Source organism: Agrobacterium tumefaciens (genome assembly GCF_017726655.1).
Lineage (GTDB): Bacteria > Pseudomonadota > Alphaproteobacteria > Rhizobiales > Rhizobiaceae > Agrobacterium > Agrobacterium tumefaciens_B.
Window position 1 is genome coordinate 808,921 of sequence record NZ_CP072308.1, and the last position, 21,290, is coordinate 830,210.

A 21,290-nucleotide genomic window follows, 5' to 3' on the forward strand; every position below is an offset into this window, starting at 1 on the left:
TAAGGATGAGTGCACATCAGGGCTCGGAGACCGTTACCTTCGGAGACGATAGCGCCGAACGGCCACTTGGCCGATCCATCATGCGCGGCATGGCCAACCGTTGCCCGGCCTGTGGCAGCGGCCGTCTGTTTCGCGCATGGCTGAAGCCGGTCGATGCCTGCGCGTCCTGCGGCGAAGAAATGCACCATCACCGCTCGGACGACCTTCCACCCTATATCTCCATCGTCATCATCGGCCACATCGCGGTCGGCGGCTTCATGATGACCGACCTGGTCCTCAATATCCCCATGTGGGCGCATTTCGCCATCTGGGTGCCGATCACCATTCTGGCAGCGCTTCTGACGTTGCAACCCATCAAGGGCGGTGTCATCGGCCTGCAATGGGCGCTGCGCATGCATGGATTCGACCGACGGGAGCCGAAAGTGCAGATAGACGGCTCTTCCCACTGATCGAGGGAGAGACCTTGCAGATGCTTCAGCATCCGGTGGGTAAAAAAGCCGCTCATCCTCCGATGCGGCCGCGCGATGCGGCGTCCATCATCCTGTTCGATCGTGCCGGACCAAGGCCGAGGGTCCTCATGGGCCAACGGAGCAAGGCTCACGTCTTCATGCCGGGGGCTTATGTCTTTCCGGGCGGTAAGCGCGACCCTCGCGACCATGCGCTTCCCTTTTCCGGCGATCTCCACCCTGTCGTTCTTCAGCGCCTGACGCTCTCTGCGTCCCGGCGTCTGACCTCCGCCGGCGCCAGAGCGCTAGCACTTGCCGCTGCGCGTGAGCTTTTGGAGGAGACCGGTATGGACCTGGGTTTTGCCGCAGGCGGACCCGATCTCTCCCATTTCCGATATGTGGCCCGCGCCATCACCCCGCCCGGCAATGTGCGGCGCTATGACACGCGATTCTTCTGCTGTTACGCCGATGAATTGCAGCTCGATGTGAGCGGTGCCCGCGATTCCGATGAACTCGGCAACGTGCAATGGCTTGACACGGCAGACCTTTCCGGTCTGAACATGCCCCAAATTACGCGCACGGTTCTCGAAGATGTCACAAAACTCATGATAGGTGATCCCTCACTACCATTTGAAAGCCCCGCGCGGCTCTATGTCACGCGCCACGGCCGCTTCATTCGAGACTTTGTATAAAGGCCGTCATGTCAGATATGAAATGCGAAGAAGCGGACGCCATTCACTGGCCCTCATTGATTGCCGCCATCTCCGCCATCAGTGCGGTGGGCGTCGCCATTGGTCTCGGCCTGCCGCTGCTCTCCATCATCCTTGAGAAGCGCGGTATCTCCTCCACCATGATCGGGGTGAACTCGGCCATGGCGGGCGTCGCGGCAATGATGGCGGCGCCGGTCACCACCAAGATCGCCCATGATTTCGGCGTCGCGCGCACCATGCTGTTCGCCGTCGTCATTTCGGCACTCAGTGCTCTCGGCTTCTATTTCGCCGACGCCTTCTGGATGTGGTTTCCACTGCGAATCGTGTTCCACGGTGCGACCACGACGCTCTTCATCCTGTCGGAATACTGGATCAACATGTCCGCGCCGCCGCGCAAACGCGGCATGGTTCTCGGCATCTACGCCACAGGCCTCGCCGTCGGTTTTGCGGTGGGTCCATTGCTGTTTTCCGCGGTTGGCAGCGAAGGCATCCTGCCCTTCCTCGTTGGCGCGGCGATCATTCTTCTGGCAGCCATCCCGATCTTCATGGCCCGAGGCGAAAGCCCGGAGCTCGATGAGCGGCCGAACCATCATTTCGTGCGGTATGTCTGGCTGGTGCCCATGGCATCCGCCGCGGCCTTTGTCTTCGGGTCGGTACAGGCGGGCGGTCTGTCGCTCTTTCCGATCTATGCCACCCGAGAGGGCTTCAACGAATCACAGGCGGCACTCCTGCTTACCGTGATGGGGATAGGCAACATGGTGTTCCAGATCCCAATTGGCCTTCTTTCAGACCGGATGAAGGACAGGCGCACCATGCTCGGGCTCATGGCCCTTGCGGGCGTCTGTGGCACTCTGGCGTTGCCTTTCCTTGTTGACAGCTGGCTGCTCGTGGCTGCGCTTCTCCTGTTCTGGGGTGGTCTCGTGTCCGGCATGTACACGGTTGGACTGACCCATCTCGGCTCGCGCCTGACGGGTGCCGACCTCGTTGCCGCCAACGCTGCCTTCATCTTCTGTTATGCCGTCGGCACGATTGCAGGACCGCAGGCCGTCGGTATTTCGATGGACCTCGCCGGCACCGATGGTTTCGCCTGGTCTCTGGCCGCATTTTTCGGACTTTACGTGGTGCTTTATATCGTCCGTTTTGTTTTCCGGGCAAAACAGGCTTGACTTTTCGGGCGCGATACGTAGTTTCGCGCCAGATTTAGCCGAGGTCACAAGAGCCTGCGGCTTCTCTTTTGTTTAAAGGCAGGACGACCATGGCGAAAGCTACAACAATCAAGATCAAGCTGCTGTCGACAGCCGACACCGGTACCTTCTACGTCACCACCAAGAACAGCCGTACGTTCACGGACAAGATGACGAAGACGAAGTACGACCCGGTTGTACGCAAGCACGTTGAATTCAAGGAAACCAAGATCAAGTAATTTCTTGATCGGTTCTCCGGCAAATAGCGCGCCCCACGGGCGCGTTTTTTGTTTGTGGCTTCCCCGGCATTCCATCAGGTCGCCGGCTTCGCCGCCCTTCCCTCGTTTGAAAGACGGTGCAAAAAGCCGCTTCCGGTGTGCAATCACTACCTCCCTGGACGCGACGCCCGATCGCAAGCAGCGATCGTCATGCAGAGGCCCGCCTGCAATAGGCACGGCCGGGCAACCAGGCATGGGATGAAGTGGCGCCACAGCCTTCCCGCGACGCGTGCAAGTGATTTCACGTTCGGAAAATGCGACGCGACGGCAGGAAGACCACATTCGCCAACAGGCTCAAACCCGCGTTGCAACAAAGCAAAGAAAACGCCGCTCGCACCCGAGGGCGAGCAGCGTTAAGGCAGGCCAATTTTCAGAAACAAGGCGGTCGACCAACGATGCGATTACGGCACGAGGAACCGATTCGAACATCGCCAGCCGACCGACCCCACGATTCAGGAGATGCGGCGGACCTGAGCATCATGGGGCATTCAAACTACGCAATACCAGCCCCTGACAAGCGAAATCGCGACGGTTAGCCGCCATCATTCATCATCATGAAACGGATAAACCGCTGGGAAGAACTGTTATTCTCAACAATGAGTTTGCGCAGAAGTAAAATAAAAATCAACAAAATCTTAGGCTAAAGTACGGGACCAGGTAGACATGGTTAAGTTTACAAATCTGGTACACTATAGTTCGTGAAACGGCAGAATTCAACGCATTTCTCAACTTTTACTATATTTACATCGACTCATTACATCTTTTCATTGTGAAATGATAAAATACATCCGAACTCAAAGACTTGCAGCATCACACCCCGGCATTCTCCCGTCGGGCCCGCGCTTCCGTCGGACATGACGAAGAATAGCGCAAGAGTGATGACGGCATGCGCGTAGCCGGCTCAGGCAGCTGCTGCGACAACCCGGTTGCGTCCGGTGTGCTTTGCCTCGTAAAGCGCCCTGTCTGCCTGCTTCAGTATTTCGTCCGGCGTGCCGAAGGCACCACTGCTCGTCGCGATGCCGAGCGACGCGGTGATACTCAGCTGCCGGTCTATGGAACGGACGTAAAAAGGCTTGTCCTCTACGATCGACCGCAGGCGCTCTGCAACACTTGCCGCGAGCTCCATTGGCGTATCGGGCATAACGACGACGAATTCCTCTCCGCCGTATCGGCAGGCGAGATCCGCACCTCGCACCGTGCTGCGGATGCGGGTGGCAAATTCTCGCAGAACCTCGTCACCGACATCATGACCATAGGTGTCGTTGACCAGCTTGAAGCGGTCTATATCCGTCATGCAGATGGAGATAGGGCGGCCGCGAACGGCGGCGCGATCGAACAGTATCTTCAGGTGATTGTCGAGATAGCGACGATTGTTGAGCCCGGTCAGCGCGTCAACGATGGCGAGTTCCATCGTGTGCTGAAGGTTCAACCGCAGATGCTCGTTGTACCGTTTGCGCCTGATCTGCGTCAGCGTGCGGGCGACGAGTTCATTCGGATCGATCGGCCGGAGGATGTAATCATTGACGCCAAGATCGAGCGCCCGCGCCACCATGTCATCCGCCCCCTGCTCCGCCACCAGAAGCAATGGCAGGAAGCGGGTGCGCTCCAGCGAACGTAGCTGCGAGCACAGCCGCAGCGGATCGTAATCCTCAAAATTGGAATTGACGATGACCAGCTCGAATGGATTGCTCGCGGCCTTCAGCAGCGCCGATTGTGGCTCCGTGACGGCATCGACGTCGGCAATCGGCTTCAGTGCCCGGACGATCCGCTCCTGCGAGCTGGCGCGGCCATCCGCCACCAGCACGCGCCCCGGCGTCTGCATCAAGCCATCGCTGCGCAGCATCTCCTCGATGCCGATCTGGCGTGCCGTCTCGGCGCGCAGCCGCAATTCGTCACTGACGGCTTTCAGACGCACGAGGCTTTTGACGCGGGCGATAAGCTGCAGGTCATTGACCGGCTTGGTCAGGAAATCGTCGGCTCCAGCCTTCAGACCCCGCACGCGGTCCGAGGGCTGATCCAGCGCAGTGACCATCACAACGGGGATATGCGCCGTCTTCGGATTGCTCTTCAGCTTCTCGCAAACTTCGAATCCGTCCATGCCCGGCATCATGATATCGAGGAGGATGATGTCCACCTGCTCGTCGTCGCAGATGGCCAGAGCCTTGAACCCATCCTCGGCCGTGACAACGTCGAAATATTCCGCCACAAGACGGGCTTCCAGAAGCTTCACATTGGCCGGAATATCGTCAACAACCAGAACTCTCGCTGTCATTCCCGTTCCCCAGTCGCCTTACGCGTCGCCCAGATAGGTCTTGATGATCTCGATGAATTTCGGAACGGAAATCGGCTTCGATACATAGGCCTCACATCCGCCCTGGCGGATACGCTCCTCATCACCCTTCATGGCAAAGGCCGTGACGGCAATAACCGGGATGACGTGCAACTCGTCGTCCTCCTTCAGCCATTTTGTCACTTCCAGCCCGGAGACTTCCGGAAGCTGAATATCCATGAGGATGAGGTCAGGGCGATGCTTGCGGGCGAGATCGAGCGCTTCCATGCCGTTACGCGTCTGGATCGTCGTGTAACCGGACGCCTCGATCAGGTCGCGAAAGAGCTTCATGTTCAGCTCGTTGTCTTCGACTATCATGACCTGCTTGGGCATGTGAGAAGTCCCCGTTTCCCTTTGAAACCTTCATCCAGACATATAAGTTGCCAAGATGCCGATTCCATCGTCCATTCGTTGCGCAAAGCTAGAGGGATTTGGTTTCAAAAAAGGTAACTTCGGGGAAGAAATGCTGCGCGATACAAAAAACAAGGGCACAGCCGCCCAGGATCCGCAAGAAACAGCCGCCGCCATACTTGGCTGGCTGGCAAATGAGCCTGATATGCTGGGACGTTTTCTGGCGCTGAGCGGGCTGCAGGCCAACATGCTGCGCCAGGCAGTCACCGATCCCGGCTTTCTGGCGGGTCTCACCGATTTCCTGATGAGCCACGAACCGGACCTGATGGCATTCTGCGCGGCGACCGATACGTCACCCGAAACGGTGGCCGCCGCCTGGCATCACTTTTCCGGGCCGGGACTGGATTCAGGCGTGTATTAAGATGGCGGCCTCTTGAGCCGCTGTCACGGCCGGAGTATGGTCGGGGACGTTCTGGTTTTGTTTTCGGTTCATGTCCACGTCGCAGCACTATGATCCCGGTTTTTGCCGTGACTGTCTGGCCGGCCAGCCAGAAGGGGTCAGGCGTTGCCGCGCATGCGGCAGCCCGCGCCTTCTCTACCATTCCGAGCTGTATGATCTGAGCATTGCCCATATCGACTGCGACGCGTTTTATGCATCCGTCGAAAAACGCGACAATCCGGAGCTGGCAGACAAACCACTGATCATCGGCGGCGGCAAGCGCGGCGTGGTGTCGACCGCCTGCTATATTGCCCGAATACACGGCGTACGTTCCGCGATGCCCATGTTCAAGGCGCTGGAAGCCTGTCCTGACGCCGTCGTCATCAAGCCTGACATGGAAAAATACAGCCGCGTCGGGCGGCAAATCCGAGAGATGATGCAGGAGTTAACGCCGCTGGTGCAGCCGATCTCCATCGACGAGGCTTTTCTTGATCTTTCCGGCACCGAGAAGCTGCATCACGATCCCCCGGCACGTGTTCTGGCGAAATTCGCCCGGAGGGTTGAAAAGGAGGTCGGGGTCACGGTTTCGGCCGGGCTTTCCTATTGCAAATTTCTCGCCAAGGTGGCGTCCGACCTGCAAAAGCCACGCGGCTTTTCCGTGATCGGCGAAGCCGAGGCGCTTACCTTTCTGGCGACGCGCCCCGTCACGACGATCTGGGGCGTGGGCAAGGCCTTCGCGGCGACGCTGGAAGCAGACGGCATTCGCATGATCTCGCAATTGCAGGAGATGGAGGAAAGCGAGCTGATGCGCCGTTATGGCGGGATGGGGCAGCGCCTGTTCCGGCTCTCCCGCGGCATCGACGAACGGCATGTGCATGACAATGATCCGGCCAAAAGCGTGTCATCGGAAACCACTTTTTTCAACGACATTTCGCGCCACGAGGATATCGTCCCGATCCTGCGCTCGCTTTCGGAGAAGGTTGCCTGGCGGCTGAAGAAGAGCGGTATTTCCGGCCATACGGTGGTGCTGAAGATGAAAACGGCGGACTTCAGGCTGCGCACCCGCAATCGCCGACTGGACGACCCGACGCAGCTTGCCGACCGGATTTTCCGCACCGGCCTCTCGCTGCTCGAAAAAGAAATCGACGGCACGAAATTCCGGCTGATCGGCATTGGCGTCAGCGACCTGCGCGACGCAGCGCTTGCCGATCCGCCTGATCTCGTTGACAAACAGGCGGAACGCCGGGCTGCGGCAGAAGCGGCGATGGACAAGCTGCGCGACAAGTTCGGCAAGGGCAGCGTCGAGACGGGCTATACGTTTGGACACCGCAAATAGCGGTTGCAGCGTTGCATCACGCTGCCGCGCCCGTCTTGTTGTGGATATTTCAGATTTTACACAAATTAGTGATGTCCAAAATTCCCGGTCCTTAAGCTTCATTAAACTTCCCGTGGTTGAATGAAGCAAGTTTTGTGCATGTGGTGTATTGCGTCATGTCCTTTCGCCTTCGTCTCTTGGCTGGCATGCTGTCAGCCAGCATTCTTGCGTTTCCGGCGCTTGCCGCCGACGGCCGGTCGTTGCAGATCCTCGTTTCCAAAAGCGATCAATCACTGGCGCTCTACGAAAACGGTGAGATCATCGCCACCTCGAAAGTGTCCACCGGCAAGCCCGGGCACGAGACGCCGAGCGGCATCTTCTCCATTCTGGAAAAGCGGAAATATCACGAATCGAATATCTACTCGGCTGCGCCCATGCCGTTCATGCAACGGCTGACGTGGTCCGGCATTGCACTGCATGAAGGCAAAGTGCCGAACTACGCGGCCTCGCACGGCTGCGTGCGGTTGCCATCCAAGTTCGCCAAGTCACTGTTCGGCGATACGCGCACCGGCGTTCATGTCATCATCACCGACCGTCCGGTGTCGCTGCGCTTCGTTCAGCATCCGGCTCTGTTTGTTCCGCGTGACGATACCGATGACGGGAAGCTGCTGCTCTCGGATGTCGAGTTGCGTCCAGCGACTTTCGATGCGGCCTTGGGCGCAGTCGAAGTGGCCATTAATGAAAAAACCCAGTCTCTCAAGCCGACAGCGAAGGTGAAAGACCCCTCGCCGCTGCGCATTCTCATCACCCGGCGTGGGGAGCGGGAAAAGGTGATGGATATTCAAACGGTGCTGACGCGTCTCGGCTTCGACGCCGGTGTGGCGGATGGTTACGCGGGAGAAATGACAATCAGCGCCATCAACGGCTTCAAGCGCTGGAAGGGTCTCAAAACAACCGGCCCGCTTTTGACCGACGCCTTCGTGACGGCGCTGTACGCCTCCGCCGGTGAAGACCATCCCCCGACTGGCCAGATCATGGTGCGGCAGGATTTCAAGCCGCTATTCGAAGCCGCCATCGACATCAAGGACCCGGAAGTCGCGCTCGGAACCCATTTCTTCGAAGCCGTCTCCGTGGATCGAGCGGCCGGAACTGCGGAATGGAATGGCGTCACGCTGGAAAACCACTTGCCGGCAGCCGCCCAAAAACGGCTCGGAATCACCGAGACCGAAGCCCCCGGTGGTTTTGATCAGTTAAGCGCCGTGCTGAGCCGCGTCGATATACCTGCAGATGTCCGCAATCGGATCGAGCAGGAGCTTTCGAGCGGTAGCTCCATCACCGTCTCCGATATCAGTCACCAGCTGGAGACAGGGACCGGTACGGACTTCATCACCGTCACGAAAGAAGGGCCAATGTGAGCACTGGGTGAGCTGTGTACCTCACACCAGCTCCACATCGACCACTCCCGGTGCAGACCTGAGCGCAGCGGCGATCTCAGGTGAGATGCGGTACTTCTCCGTCAACTCCACCTCGATCTCCCGGCTTCCTTCATCCTTGATGACGATGAAATAGACGGAGCCGTCACCCTTGGTGTTGAGGTGGCGCGCCACCGTTTTCAGCGGACCGGAATCGCGCACATAAACACGCAGCGCCTTCTGCATCTGCACGGATTTTTCTTCCAGCGACTGCGCCGTCTGAATACGCAGACCAATGCCTTCCGGGCGCTCTTCCGCCTGCACGGTGATGACAAGAGACTTGCCGACCTCAAGCAGATCGCGGAACTGGCCGAGCCCTTCGGAAAACAGCACGGCCTCATATTGTCCTGAAGCATCCGAGAAGGTGACGATACCCATCTTGTTGCCGGTGCGGGTCTTGCGCTCCTGCTTGCCGGTGACGGTCCCGGCGAGGCGGCCGGCCGTCGCACCCTGTTTTACCGCGGCCGAAAAATCGGCGAAGTTCTGCACTCGCAACTTCTCCAAAATCGGGCGGTAAGTATCGAGCGGATGGGCGGTCAGGTAAAAACCGAGAACCTGATATTCGCGCAGCAGCTTTTCCGAGGCGAGCCATGGCTGAAAGGCCGGCAGAACCAGCTTTTCCGGCCCATTGCCGCCACCGGAGCCGAACATGTCCGACTGGCCGATGGTGCGGTTGTTCTGCGCCATCTGCGCATAACCGATGATCCGGTCCAACCCGCCGATCAATTCTGCACGGTCGCGGCCGAAACAATCGAAAGCGCCGGCATTGATGAGGCTTTCCAGTACACGCCGGTTGATCTGCTTCGGATCGATGCGCAGGCAGAAATCCTCAAGACTCGTAAATGGCTTGTCGCCGCGGACCTGGACGATGTGCTCTACCGCGCCCTCGCCCACACCCTTGATGGCGGCAAGCGAATAATAGATCCGGTTCTCACCCGTCTCGAACTGACGGAAAGAAGTCTGCACCGACGGTGCGACGATCTCGATGCCGAGACGCCCCGCGTCCTGACGGAAATCGTTGAGCTTTTCCGTGTTGGCCATGTCGAGCGTCATAGAGGCCGCCAGGAACTCCACCGGGTAATGCGCCTTCATGTAGGCGGTCTGGTAGGAGACGATGGCGTAGGCCGCGGCATGGCTCTTGTTGAAGCCGTAATTGGCGAATTTCGCGAGAAGATCGAAGATCGTGTCGGCCTGCGGCTTCGAAACGCCGTTCTTGATCGCACCGTCCACGAAGCGCTCGCGCTGCTTGTCCATTTCCTCCTTGATCTTCTTGCCCATGGCGCGGCGCAGAAGATCGGCTTCACCAAGCGAATATCCCGACAGAACCTGGGCGATCTGCATCACCTGTTCCTGATAGACGATAACGCCCTGCGTTTCCTTGAGCAGATGGTCGATGGTCGGGTGGATTGATTCCAGCTCCTCCTCGCCGTGCTTGCGCGCGTTGTAGACCGGGATGTTCTCCATCGGGCCCGGACGATAGAGCGCGACCAGTGCGATGATGTCCTCGATGCAGTCAGGCCGCATGCCGATCAGCGCCTTGCGCATGCCGGCGCTTTCCACCTGGAACACGCCGATGGTTTCGCCGCGCGACAACATCTCGTAGGTTTTGACGTCCTCAAGCGGAATTGCCGCAAGATCGACCTTGATCCCGCGCTTGGCGACGAAATCGACGGCGACTTTCAGCACCGTCAGCGTCTTCAGGCCGAGAAAGTCGAATTTGACGAGGCCGGCGCTTTCCACCCACTTCATGTTGAACTGCGTGACGGGCATATCGGATCGCGGATCGCGATACATTGGTACAAGCTTCGACAGCGGGCGGTCACCAATGACGATACCGGCGGCATGGGTGGAGGCGTGCCGGTAAAGCCCTTCGATCTTCTGGGCGATATCCAGCAAGCGGGCGACCACCGGCTCCTTGTCCGCCTCCTCCTGCAGGCGTGGCTCTTCCTCGATCGCTTTGGACAGCGGTGTCGGGTTGGCCGGATTGTTGGGCACGAGCTTGCAGATCTTGTCCACCTGCCCATAGGGCATTTCCAGCACGCGGCCGACATCGCGTAGCGCGGCGCGGGCCTGCAGCGAACCGAAAGTGATGATCTGCGCCACCTGCTCACGGCCATATTTTGCCTGCACGTAGCGTATGACCTCTTCGCGGCGATCCTGACAGAAGTCGATATCGAAGTCGGGCATCGATACGCGTTCGGGATTGAGGAAGCGCTCGAAGAGTAGCGAGAACCGCAACGGGTCGACGTCGGTGATCGTCAGCGCATAAGCGACAAGCGAACCCGCACCCGAACCACGGCCCGGCCCAACCGGAATATCGTGCTGTTTCGCCCATTTGATGAAGTCGGCAACGATGAGGAAGTAACCCGGGAACTTCATGCGCGAGATGACGCCGAGTTCGAAATCGAGGCGGTCGCGATACTCCTGCTCCGTGTAACCGGGCGCCATGCCGAGGGCAGAAAGGCGCTGATTCAACCCCTCCACGGCCTGGCGGCGCAGTTCCTCGGTCTCGGCGCGCTCGGCCGCCTCCGGATCATCGCTGGCGCCGGTGAAACGCGGCAGGATGGGCCCACGTTTTTTCAGTACGTAAGAGCAGCGCAGCGCGATCTCGACGGTGTTGTCGAGCGCCTCGGGGAGATCGGCAAACAGCGCCGTCATCTCCGCACGGCTCTTGAGGTAGTGATCAGGCGTCAGCCGGAAGCGGCTGTCGTCCGAGACGATAGCATTGTGCGCGACGGCCATCAGCGCATCATGCGCCTCATAATCGGCCTTCGACGGAAAGAAGGCTTCGTTGGTCGCAACCAGCGGAATATCGTGCTCATAGGCAAGGCCGATCATGCGCCGCTCGTGCGAACGATCGTAACCTGACTGGCGCTGCAACTCGATATAGAGGCCGTCACCGAAGAGTGACTTCAGCGCCAGAAGCCTCTCTCTGGCCTGCGCGGCGTGGCCGTCCTTCAGTGCCATATCAACTGGCCCGCCGGATGCGCCGGTCAGTGCAATGAGCCCCGCATTGGAAGCTTCTTCCAGCCACGCGCGGGTTATATGCACCGCGTGACCACTGCCCTCGCCGTCGAGATAAGCGCGACTGACGAGATCGACCAGACGCTCGTATCCTTCCGCATTGGCGGCAAGGAGGACGATGGCGGGAAGTTTCTGAAGATGGCTATTATGGCTGCGGCGGTCATCCGCCGCATCCTGCATGTCGATCGATAGCTGGCAGCCAATGATCGGCTGCAATCCCTCGTCACGGGCCTTTTCGGAAAATTCCAGCGCCACAAAAAGGTTATTGGTATCAGTGATGGCAATGGCCGGTTGACCGTCTGCGACGGCCTTGGCCATTATTTTCTTGAGCGGCAAGGCCCCCTCAAGAAGAGAATAGGCGGAGTGCACCCGAAGATGGACGAAACCGGGAGTTTTCACGGTGTCGCCAGAGCTCTCCCCATGCACAACCATATCGCCCATATCATCATCCTGTCATTCTGAATCACGGGGGCGATTTTCCGATTTCCGGCGCTCAATGTCCACCGCCTTGCGGTGTCCATACACGCTTCTGCGCCGGTGTCTTCTTCACAGGGCGGTGAGGATCACCGAAAAGCTGGCAACGAAGACAGCGATGGAGGTGAAAGCGGCAACGTCACGGATGAAATCAGTCATTGGTCTCTCCTTACTCGTTATGTTCTAACTTTGTTCTCATTCTGTTCGTTTGTCAACAGGGTTCTGTCGATGTTCCTCTTGCCAATGCAGGAGAATCGCCGCGGGTTCCCGCGAGCAGCCAAACAAGTGGCTGACTCCAAAGCAAAAAACCCGGAGGTGAAAAAACCTCCGGGTTCAAAAAAATCATGTAGTAAGGATGCTTATCCTTGGATCGCGACGCCGACATCACCCAGGCCAGCAACCCAGCGCTTTGCTATGGCATGGTCTCGGCGTCCAGATGACGATCCGCCACTGCGGTCGGAATGCTGAGAGACAGATGCTGCCCTGCCGGTCAGGGTCAGAAGTCGACGATCTTTCCTTCGGCGAGCGTCACACGCCGGTCCATACGGCCGGCAAGCTCGTGATTGTGGGTGGCGATGAGGGCGGCGAGGCCCGACTGTCGCACCAGCGCCTCCAGCGCGTCGAAGACATAGGATGCCGTTTCCGGATCGAGATTGCCGGTCGGTTCATCAGCCAGAAGCAGGAGGGGCGCGTTGGCGACCGCGCGGGCAATGGCGACACGCTGCTGTTCACCGCCGGAAAGTTCGGCCGGCCGGTGTTCTCCGCGGTGTCCCACCCGCATGTAATCCAGCAACGCACTCGCGCGCTTGCGGGCCTCTGCCTGCGTGAGGCCAGCAATGAGCTGCGGCATCATCACGTTCTCAACTGCTGAAAACTCTGGCAGGAGATGGTGGAACTGATAAACGAAGCCGATGTCACTGCGGCGGATCGCCGTGCGCGTCTCATCCGGCAGGCCGTTACACGGCGCGTCGTTGATATAAACTTCGCCGGCGTCTGGATGTTCGAGAAGCCCAGCGAGATGCAGCAGGGTCGATTTGCCGGTACCAGAGGGGGCGACCAGCGCCACCATCTCACCGCTCTTTAACTGGAAATCCGCCTTGCGCAGGATGGAAAGCGATGTCTCGCCCTGACCATAGGTTCTTTCGACACCGGTAAGCCGCAGCACTGTTTTTTTTGCCATATTGCGAAGCGGTCCTTATTCGTAACGCAGGGCCTGAACCGGATCGAGCTTGGAAGCACGCCAGGCCGGGAAGATCGTTGCCAGGAAAGAGAGCGTCAGAGCCATGATGACGACCGTGATGGTCTCACCAATATCCATTTCGGCCGGAAGCTGGCTGAGGAAATAGAGCTGCGGATCAAACAGCACCGTGCCCGAAATCCAGGAGAAGAACTGCCGGATGGATTCGACATTGAGACACACGAGGACACCAAGCGCCACGCCAGCGAAGGTACCGACCGTGCCGATCGCCGCTCCAGTCATGAAAAAGATGCGCATCACGGCACCTGAGCTTGCGCCCATGGTGCGCAAAATGGCGATATCACTGCCCTTGTCCTTTACCAGCATGATCAGGCCGGAAATGATGTTGAGCGCCGCCACCAGAACGATGAGCGTCAGGATCATGAACATCACGTTCCGCTCCACCTGCAGGGCGGAGAAGAAGGTCTGGTTCCGCTGCCGCCAGTCGGTAATGTAGACCTGCCTTTCAGCCGCCTGTTCCACCAGCGGGCGGATGCCGTCAACGTCATCCGGGCGGCTGACATAGAGCTCGATGGACTGCACGACTCCGTCAGCGTTGAAATAAAGCTGCGCCTCCGAGAGCGGCATATAGATCATCGACGCGTCGTATTCGGACATGCCGATCTCGAAGACACCGGAGATCTTGTAGGATTTGACGCGCGGATTAACCCCCATCGGGGTCACGTCACCTTCCGGTGATATGAGGGTGATATCGTCGCCAGCCGTGACACCCAATTGCGATGCAAGCCTGGAACCGACGAGGACGCCGTCACCTGCCATGAAGCCAACGAGATCGCCGGTCTTGATGTTGGTGGCGACCTCCTTGACCTTGTCGATATCCTCCTGGCGCACACCGCGGACCAGAGCGCCGGAGCCCGCACCGCCGCGGCCGGAGGCGAGCGTCTGGCCCTCCACCAGCGGCAAGGCCATGGTCACGCCGGGAACGGCGGCGAACTTCTTCGCCAGTTCATCGTAATTGTTGAAGGGCTGATCGATCGGCTGCACGATCATGTGGCCGTTGATGCCGAGAATGCGGGAGATCAGCTCCGTGCGAAAACCGTTCATGACGGCCATCACGATGATGAGCGTCGCTACGCCCAGCATAATGCCGACAAAGGAAAAACCGGCGATGACGGAAATGAAGGCTTCCTTGCGCCGTGACCGCAGGTAGCGCCAGGCCACCATCCGTTCAAAAGCGGAAAACGGCCGGGCGGTCTTTACCCCGGCGGAAACAGCCGCACCCTTTTCAGCCTCGGCTTGTGCCATGTCGTCTCCCTGATTTCAAACTGCAAGGCCGGCTTTTCCAAAACCCGGCCTGTATTTCCTTGGCATCGGCGATGCAAAAGCGGAGCGACCATCAACTGGGCCGCTCCGGCTAGCGCTTGCGCTCAGGCCAGCACCCTGTTCATTGCCGCCTCGACGGTGACGGTTTCCCGCTCGCCGGTCTTGCGATCCTTCACTTCGACTTCACCATTCGCGACCGAACGCGGACCGACGATGATCTGCAGCGGCACGCCAATCAGATCGGCCGTGGCGAATTTCTGGCCCGCACGGTCGTCCGTATCGTCGTAGAGAACATCCTTGCCGGCGTTGGAGAGCTGGTAATACAGCTTTTCGCAAGCTGCATCGCAGGCCGCGTCTCCAGCCTTCATGTTGATGATCACGACGTCGAAAGGAGCGACCGAAGCCGGCCAGATGATTCCGTTCTCGTCATGCGATGCTTCAATGATGGCGGGAACAAGGCGTGTCGGTCCAATGCCGTAGGAACCCATGTGGACAGGGTGTTCTTTTCCGTCCTTGCCCTGCACTTTTGCGCCCATCGGCTCGGAATATTTCGTGCCAAAATAGAAGATGTGGCCGACCTCAATGCCGCGTGCCGAAAGGCGTTCGCCCTCAGGAATCGCGTCATAGGCGGCTTCGTCATGCATTTCAGAGGTGGCGGCGTAATCAGCCGTCCATTCGTCAAACACGCCCTGCAATGCTTCGACATCGTCGAAGTCAGTGCTTTCAGCGGGAATCGCGCGGTCCAGGAAGCTCTTGTGGCAGAAGACCTCGGATTCGCCTGTATCTGCCAGAATGATGAACTCGTGGCTGTGATTGCCGCCGATCGGGCCGGTATCGGCGCGCATGGGAATGGCGCGCAGGCCAAGCCGTTCGAAAGTGCGCAGGTACGCCACGAACATCTTGTTGTAGGAATGGATCGCGTCTTCCTTCGTAAGGTCGAAGGAATAAGCGTCCTTCATCAGGAACTCGCGCGAGCGCATGGTGCCGAAGCGCGGACGCACCTCGTCGCGGAACTTCAGCTGAATATGATAGAGGTTCAGCGGCAGGTTCTTGTAGGACTTCACGTACGAACGGAAGATGTCGGTGATCATCTCCTCGTTGGTGGGGCCATAGAGCATCTGGCGATCCTGGCGGTCCTTGATGCGCAGCATTTCCTTGCCGTAGTCGTCATAACGGCCGCTTTCCTGCCACAGCTCTGCCGACTGCAGGGTGGGCATCAGGAGCTCGATGGCGCCGGAGCGGTTCTGCTCCTCGCGGATGATCTTGTTAACCTTATCGAGCACTCGTTTGCCGAGTGGCAGCCAGGAATAGATGCCAGCCGATTGCTGCCGGATCATCCCGGCACGCAGCATGAGGCGGTGAGACACAATCTCGGCTTCCTTGGGGTTTTCCTTCAGGATGGGCAGGAAATAACGGCTAAGACGCATGACGGCTTCCATTGATGCGGACGACAGCGCGTGAAGCGCGGGAATCGCCCCGAATAGAGGGATATTGGCGCCGGATATAGCCGTTTCCGGCCCGGATGAAAACCCGCCATGAAAAGAGCGATAAAGGCGATTTCAAGGTATTTTCGCGATAGCTAATTCTCGTCAAAACGCTTTGGCCGGAATATTATTCTTGCTTGGGTGCGACATAATGCACCACAGGGAATTTTTTGCCGACTGTAACAAATATGCAAAAAATAAGATGACAAGCATGGGGCTTTGAGCTAGCTTTAGCTTACAAAAGAGGCAGGAAGTTTAAATTCTTGTCATTTCGCGGTCAGTCTTGGGAGGATTAGATCTTAGGCGCGCTCGTTCGCTGCCCCGGTAACGGTTACAGATCACGCGAAAACTGGAAAACAAGGCTGAAAGGCCTTGTTTTTTTTTGCTTCGAACCCGGTTTCGCTCTTTAGCTCATTCATTTGCGCGAATGCCGACCGTCGATGCACCACTTTGGATGGTGTGTGCACGATCCATGTGACATCCGTATGACGCTTTGCACGAGAGATCCGCGCCGAGTTGCCTCCTTAACAGGCACTCTCATTCGCTAGCAGCGAGATGTCACGCGCCACGATGACCCGCGTGGCGGCGGCGCCATTCAATCAAAAACGGGGATAATTCTCGGCAGGTCATCAAGGCTCACGCCGAACCACCAGCTTCCACCGTACCAGATCCCACAGATCAGCGCCGAAATGAGGGTCGTCCACAAGACGATCCGTCCGCCCCTGAAGCTGGATGGGGCGCTGGCAACCGTGCCCAGCGCCACGTCGCCGTCATCGTCCTGGGTGCGCAGACCAATCGGAAGCACGATGAAAAGCACCGTCCACCAGACGATGAAATAAACGGCGAAGAGCGAAAGAAACGGCATGTGATCCTCCTGCACAATGCGCCCTTGTATCGCATTCATCCGCAAACCGGAATCACTTCTCTGCAAGAAGCGCAAAAAGCCTTGGAAGGACGACCAGAACCGCGCTTTGAGCAGGTACCGTGAGGTCGCTCACGAAGGCGGAGGACCTCTCCTCCGCCATGCCGCACTTGATCCGGCATCCAGCCACGGCGCGTCTGCGCCGTGAGACGAGTCTTTACGCGATCAAGGACTTGATCGCGCTGGACCCCGGATCTAATGCGGGGTGACGGAGAGCGGATAATACTATCGCCCGAAAGCTCCTGCTTCCCGGCTTACACCTTCGTCACAAAAACCGTCACGATCGGCTTCTTGCCCCAACTCTGATTGGCGGCGGCGCGCACGGCGCGGCGCACGGCTTCGCGCAGCAATTCCAGATCTTTGCGGCGGGCGCGCGGAATGCTTTCGACGGCGCCGAGCACGGCGTCATAAAGCGTGTCCTCCATCGCCTCATCCTCGTCATCGAATTCCGGCAGGCCGAAAGGCACGACATCGGGATCGCCGAGGAAATCATAACGGCTGTCCAGCACGACATTCACCGAGACATGGCCCGCAAAGGAGAGCTTGCGGCGGTTGCTGATGCCCATCTCGTCCATGTCACCGATGAGATTGCCGTCCTTGAAGACGCGGCCGTGTGGCACGTCATCGATCACTTCGGCAGGACCGGGTGCGAGGCGCAGAACGTTGCCGTTGCGCACCTTCGGCACCTGGGAAATGCCAGCCTGCTCGGCCAGTTCCTTCTGCGCCACGAGATGCGCCGCTTCGCCATGGACGGGCACGACGATCTGCGGCTTTGTCCATTCATACATCCTGAGAAGCTCGTTACGGCGCGGATGGCCGGAGACATGAACGAGCGCCTCATTGTCGGTGACGATGTGCACGCCCTGTTCGATGAGGCCGTTCTTGATATCGATGATCGCCTTTTCATTGCCGGGGATGGCGCGTGACGAAAATACGACCGTATCGCCGGACGCGAGCGCCACATTGCGCATCTCATCCCGGGAAAGCTTGGCGAGCGCTGCACGCGGTTCGCCCTGCGAACCGGTCAGGATCAGCACCACACGATCACGGGGAATATAACCGAATTCATCTTCGGCGAGGAACGGCTTGATGCCTTCCATGATGCCGAGATCCTGCGACACGTTGACGACGCGCTTCAGCGATGAGCCAAGCAGCAGCACTTCACGACCGGCAGCCTCAGCCGCCTGCGCGATCGAGCGGATGCGCCCGACATTGGAGGAGAAGGTGGTAACGGCCACGCGTCCCTCGGCATTTTCGATGATCTGGCGCAGGCCTTCCGAAACCTCATGCTCGGAAGGCGACACGCCGTCGCGCACGGAGTTGGTGCTGTCGCACATAAGTGCCAGAACGCCCTCTTCACCGATGGCGCGGAACCGGGCTTCATCCGTCAACGGCCCAAGTGACGGCGCTTCGTCGATCTTCCAGTCACCGGTGTGGATGACATTGCCGAGCGGCGTGCGGATTACCAGCGACATCGGCTCGGGAATGGAGTGGTTGACGCCAACGGCTTCGATTTCAAAGGGGCCGACATTAATGCGGTCGCCCGCCTTGAACGGCGTGATCGGAATTTCCGCGCGGGTGCCTTCATAAGCGCGCTTCGCCTCCAGCATGCCGGCGGTGAAGGCCGAGGCATAGACCGGCACATTAAGGCCGGGCCAGAGATCGTTCAGCGCACCATAGTGGTCCTCGTGGGCGTGGGTGATGATGATGCCCTTGAGGTTTTTCTTCTGCGCCTCGATATAGCTGATATCGGGCAGGACCAGATCGACGCCCGGCAAATCCAAGCCGGCAAAGGTCACGCCGCAATCCACCATGATCCATTCCCGCCTGCTTGCCGGCCCGTAGCCGTAAAGCGCCAGATTCATGCCAATTTCACCAACGCCGCCAAGCGGCACAAAAACCAGTTCGTCCTGTTGAGCCATTGTTTTTCTTATCCATTCACAAAACGCGCGCAGGACGGCGTCATGCCGCGCCCTGCCGCTGCTATCCCGCATCGGACCTGTTGAACCATCTGATCGACCGGGCCGATGCGGATCCGGTTTGTCGCCCTGCATTTCATGAGCCGCAGGAAAGCTCCAACCTCTGGGATAGGGTTCGGCGCGGATTTTTTGCCCGCACCGTTCGCCTCATCCGAAAAACACGTCGCCGGCGGCGATGGAGCGTCTTGCGCCCTCGTCCTCATCCAGCAGCAGATAACCATTATCATCAATTCCGACAAAACGCCCGCCAATCGAACGATCCGGGAAGTTGACAGTGATATGCTCGCCGATGCCGCAGGCCGCCGCCCGCCAGCTGGCGATGATGCCAGATACGCCCCTGCCCTCGTCCCATTCGCGCAGAACCTCGGCCGTCTCACGGAAGAGATGGGCAAACAGTTCCTCGGGCGAGCAGGATGCACCATGTTCCGATAGCATCGTGACGGGATAAAGCGGATTGTCGGGCTTATGGGCGATATTGATACCAATGCCGATAACGATGGCGCGGCGGCCGTCTGGCAAAAGCTCCGCCTCCATCAGGATGCCGCAGGTCTTGCGGCGGCGGATGAGCACATCGTTTGGCCATTTGATTTCAAGCGCGTCGCCGCCCGGCGGCAGCACCGCGCGAATGGCGCGATAAACCGCCAGCGCAAAAGCGAGCGGCAGAGAGCCGATGCGCTCCATCGGCGCGGGATCGATCAGAAGAAGAGAAGCGTAGAGATTGCCGGGCTCTGAGACCCAGGGCCGGCCTCGGCGGCCCCGGCCGCCGGTCTGGCGGACGGCGGTAACCCACAGGTTGCCGCCATCCCCCGCCCGTGCCCGGGCGAAACATTCCAGATTGGTCGATGGCGTTTCCGCCATCGCCTCGTGCCTGATATCATCGATGGACATCCGGCCCGTATTCGTTCGTGTACTGCTCAAAAGAAGGTCTTCGCCGCAGCCGTGACCGCGTTGCCAAGCGCACCGCCGAAGACGATGAAGGCGACGGTAAAGAGAGCCGAAAGCGCGTAAACCACCTTCAATTCGCCCGACGGACGCTCGAAGTCGTCCTTGGCTTCATCGAACCACATGACCTTGACGACGCGGATGTAATAATAGGCGCCGACAACCGAGCCGATCACACCGATGATGGCGAGCGGGTATAGCTTCGCTTCGATGGCGGCGAGGAACACGTAGTACTTGCCGAAGAAGCCGGCGAGCGGCGGAATGCCAGCAAGCGAGAACATCAGGATCGTCAGCACAACCGCCATGAAGGGATTGGACGACGAAAGACCGGCGAGATCTTCGACATTCTCGACATTGCCGATTTCCTTGCGGCGCATGGCGAGGATGCAGGCGAAGGTGCCAAGAGTCATGACCATGTAGACGGCCATGTACAGGATAACGCCAGCAACACCCGCTTCGGTGCCCGCGGCAAGGCCGACCAGCGCATAACCCATATGACCGATGGAGGAATAGGCCATCAGGCGCTTGATGTTCTTCTGGCCGATTGCGGCGAAAGAACCAAGCAGCATGGACGCGATGGAGATGAAGACGACGATCTGCTGCCAGTCGGCGAAGACGGGCTGGAAGGCCTCGATGACGATGCGAACGAGGATCGCCATGGCGCCGATCTTCGGCGCGGCCGAGAGGAAGGCCGTGACCGGGGTCGGAGCGCCTTCATAAACGTCCGGCGTCCACATGTGGAACGGAACGGCGGAAATCTTGAATGCGAGACCGGCCAGCACGAAAACCAGACCGAAAACGAGGCCGAGCGAACGGGTTTCCGAGGCCAGTACCTGGGCGATTTCGGTAAAGCCGGTATTGCCGGTGAAACCGTAGACCAACGACATGCCGTAAAGCAGCATGCCCGAGGACAGTGCGCCGAGAACGAAATACTTCAGGCCCGCTTCCGTGGAGCGCAGGCTTTCGCGGTTGATGGCGCAGACGACGTAGAGTGCCAACGACTGCAGTTCCAGCGCCATGTAGAGCGAGATCAGGTTATTGGCCGAGATCATCAGCAGGATGCCGAGCGTCGCGAGAACCAGCAGCACCGGATATTCGAAACGGCCGATCGGCTCGAAGCGCCCTTGGCCGACGGCAAGGATCATGGCGGTGATGGAGCCGATCAGCGCCAGCACCTTCATGAAGTTCCCGAAGGCATCGGCGATGTAGACACCGCCGAAAGCAACGCCCGATGCGGGGGCAAAGATGATCCAGAGACCGACGACGAGCAGGAGGGCAACGGCAAGGCCGGTGACCGTCGTTGTCGACTTGTCGCCCGAGAAGACGCCAATCATGAGCAGCGCCAGCGCGCCGACCGCAAGGATCAGCTCGGGCGTCGCAATGTGCAGACTGGCAAAAAGGATTTCAGCGGTCATGTCCA

General features: G+C 59.0%; 17 protein-coding genes. 7 read left to right on the plus strand and 10 right to left on the minus strand.

Features of this window, described 5'->3' with window-relative positions; translation table 11 throughout:
* The first annotated feature begins 5 nt into the window (after nucleotides 1-5).
* The 4 genes from AT6N2_RS04080 (at nucleotide 6) to rpmG (ending at nucleotide 2,579) form a co-directional block, all read left to right on the plus strand.
* Nucleotides 6-449, plus strand: coding sequence for a DUF983 domain-containing protein (locus tag AT6N2_RS04080; RefSeq protein WP_209088687.1), 444 nt, complete (start codon nucleotides 6-8; stop codon nucleotides 447-449).
* A 20-nt stretch (nucleotides 450-469) separates the two neighbouring features.
* A complete protein-coding gene (locus AT6N2_RS04085; protein ID WP_425292734.1) occupies nucleotides 470-1,138 on the plus strand; it encodes an NUDIX domain-containing protein in 669 nt (222 codons plus the stop codon).
* Nucleotides 1,139-1,155: 17 nt separating this feature from the next.
* A complete protein-coding gene (locus AT6N2_RS04090; protein WP_172801657.1) occupies nucleotides 1,156-2,322 on the plus strand; it encodes an MFS transporter in 1,167 nt (388 codons plus the stop codon).
* Between the two features lie 89 nt (nucleotides 2,323-2,411).
* Nucleotides 2,412-2,579 (plus strand): 50S ribosomal protein L33, encoded by a 168-nt coding sequence (gene rpmG, locus AT6N2_RS04095; protein ID WP_003496403.1) that lies wholly within the window; start codon nucleotides 2,412-2,414, stop codon nucleotides 2,577-2,579.
* Between the two features lie 940 nt (nucleotides 2,580-3,519).
* Here rpmG and AT6N2_RS04100 read toward each other — a convergent pair.
* Both AT6N2_RS04100 and AT6N2_RS04105 read right to left on the minus strand, forming a co-directional pair.
* Nucleotides 3,520-4,890 carry a PleD family two-component system response regulator gene (locus AT6N2_RS04100; protein ID WP_209088690.1) on the minus strand — a complete coding sequence of 457 codons (1,371 nt, stop codon included), beginning with the start codon at nucleotides 4,888-4,890 and terminating at the stop codon, nucleotides 3,520-3,522.
* Nucleotides 4,891-4,908: 18 nt separating this feature from the next.
* A complete protein-coding gene (locus AT6N2_RS04105) occupies nucleotides 4,909-5,280 on the minus strand; it encodes a response regulator (RefSeq protein ID WP_003496409.1) in 372 nt (123 codons plus the stop codon).
* 130 nt (nucleotides 5,281-5,410) lie between these two features.
* On the opposite strand from AT6N2_RS04105, the gene AT6N2_RS04110 reads away from it, so the two are divergent.
* The 3 genes from AT6N2_RS04110 to AT6N2_RS04120 all read left to right on the plus strand — a co-directional run bounded on the left by AT6N2_RS04110 (nucleotide 5,411) and on the right by AT6N2_RS04120 (nucleotide 8,467).
* Nucleotides 5,411-5,719 carry a DUF3572 domain-containing protein gene (locus AT6N2_RS04110; RefSeq protein ID WP_063951183.1) on the plus strand — a complete coding sequence of 103 codons (309 nt, stop codon included), beginning with the start codon at nucleotides 5,411-5,413 and terminating at the stop codon, nucleotides 5,717-5,719.
* A 70-nt stretch (nucleotides 5,720-5,789) separates the two neighbouring features.
* Entirely contained in the window at nucleotides 5,790-7,073 is a 1,284-nt protein-coding gene (locus AT6N2_RS04115) for a DNA polymerase IV (RefSeq protein ID WP_209088693.1), read from the plus strand.
* Between the two features lie 155 nt (nucleotides 7,074-7,228).
* Nucleotides 7,229-8,467 carry a L,D-transpeptidase family protein gene (locus AT6N2_RS04120; protein WP_209088696.1) on the plus strand — a complete coding sequence of 413 codons (1,239 nt, stop codon included), beginning with the start codon at nucleotides 7,229-7,231 and terminating at the stop codon, nucleotides 8,465-8,467.
* A gap of 21 nt (nucleotides 8,468-8,488) precedes the next feature.
* Here AT6N2_RS04120 and dnaE read toward each other — a convergent pair whose 3' ends face one another.
* The 8 genes from dnaE to nuoN all read right to left on the minus strand — a co-directional run bounded on the left by dnaE (nucleotide 8,489) and on the right by nuoN (nucleotide 21,285).
* Nucleotides 8,489-11,989, minus strand: coding sequence for a DNA polymerase III subunit alpha (gene dnaE, locus AT6N2_RS04125; protein ID WP_209088699.1), 3,501 nt, complete (start codon nucleotides 11,987-11,989; stop codon nucleotides 8,489-8,491).
* Between the two features lie 529 nt (nucleotides 11,990-12,518).
* On the minus strand, nucleotides 12,519-13,202 hold the full coding sequence (locus tag AT6N2_RS04130; RefSeq protein WP_063951187.1) for an ABC transporter ATP-binding protein: 684 nt from the start codon (nucleotides 13,200-13,202) through the stop codon (nucleotides 12,519-12,521).
* Nucleotides 13,203-13,217: 15 nt separating this feature from the next.
* Entirely contained in the window at nucleotides 13,218-14,525 is a 1,308-nt protein-coding gene (locus AT6N2_RS04135) for a lipoprotein-releasing ABC transporter permease subunit (protein WP_063951188.1), read from the minus strand.
* A 122-nt stretch (nucleotides 14,526-14,647) separates the two neighbouring features.
* Complete coding sequence (gene proS, locus AT6N2_RS04140; RefSeq protein ID WP_209088702.1) at nucleotides 14,648-15,970, minus strand: proline--tRNA ligase; 1,323 nt, start codon at nucleotides 15,968-15,970, stop codon at nucleotides 14,648-14,650.
* A 652-nt stretch (nucleotides 15,971-16,622) separates the two neighbouring features.
* Complete coding sequence (locus AT6N2_RS04145) at nucleotides 16,623-16,892, minus strand: DUF1467 family protein (RefSeq protein ID WP_209088705.1); 270 nt, start codon at nucleotides 16,890-16,892, stop codon at nucleotides 16,623-16,625.
* A gap of 311 nt (nucleotides 16,893-17,203) precedes the next feature.
* The gene (locus AT6N2_RS04150; protein ID WP_209088708.1) at nucleotides 17,204-18,871 is read right to left on the minus strand and encodes a ribonuclease J; all 1,668 of its coding nucleotides are present in this window, start codon (nucleotides 18,869-18,871) and stop codon (nucleotides 17,204-17,206) included.
* Between the two features lie 204 nt (nucleotides 18,872-19,075).
* Nucleotides 19,076-19,816: a biotin--[acetyl-CoA-carboxylase] ligase gene (locus AT6N2_RS04155; RefSeq protein ID WP_209088711.1), complete on the minus strand. Its 741-nt coding sequence runs from the start codon at nucleotides 19,814-19,816 to the stop codon at nucleotides 19,076-19,078.
* A gap of 26 nt (nucleotides 19,817-19,842) precedes the next feature.
* On the minus strand, nucleotides 19,843-21,285 hold the full coding sequence (gene nuoN / locus AT6N2_RS04160) for an NADH-quinone oxidoreductase subunit NuoN (RefSeq protein ID WP_209088714.1): 1,443 nt from the start codon (nucleotides 21,283-21,285) through the stop codon (nucleotides 19,843-19,845).
* Nucleotides 21,286-21,290: the final 5 nt, after the last annotated feature.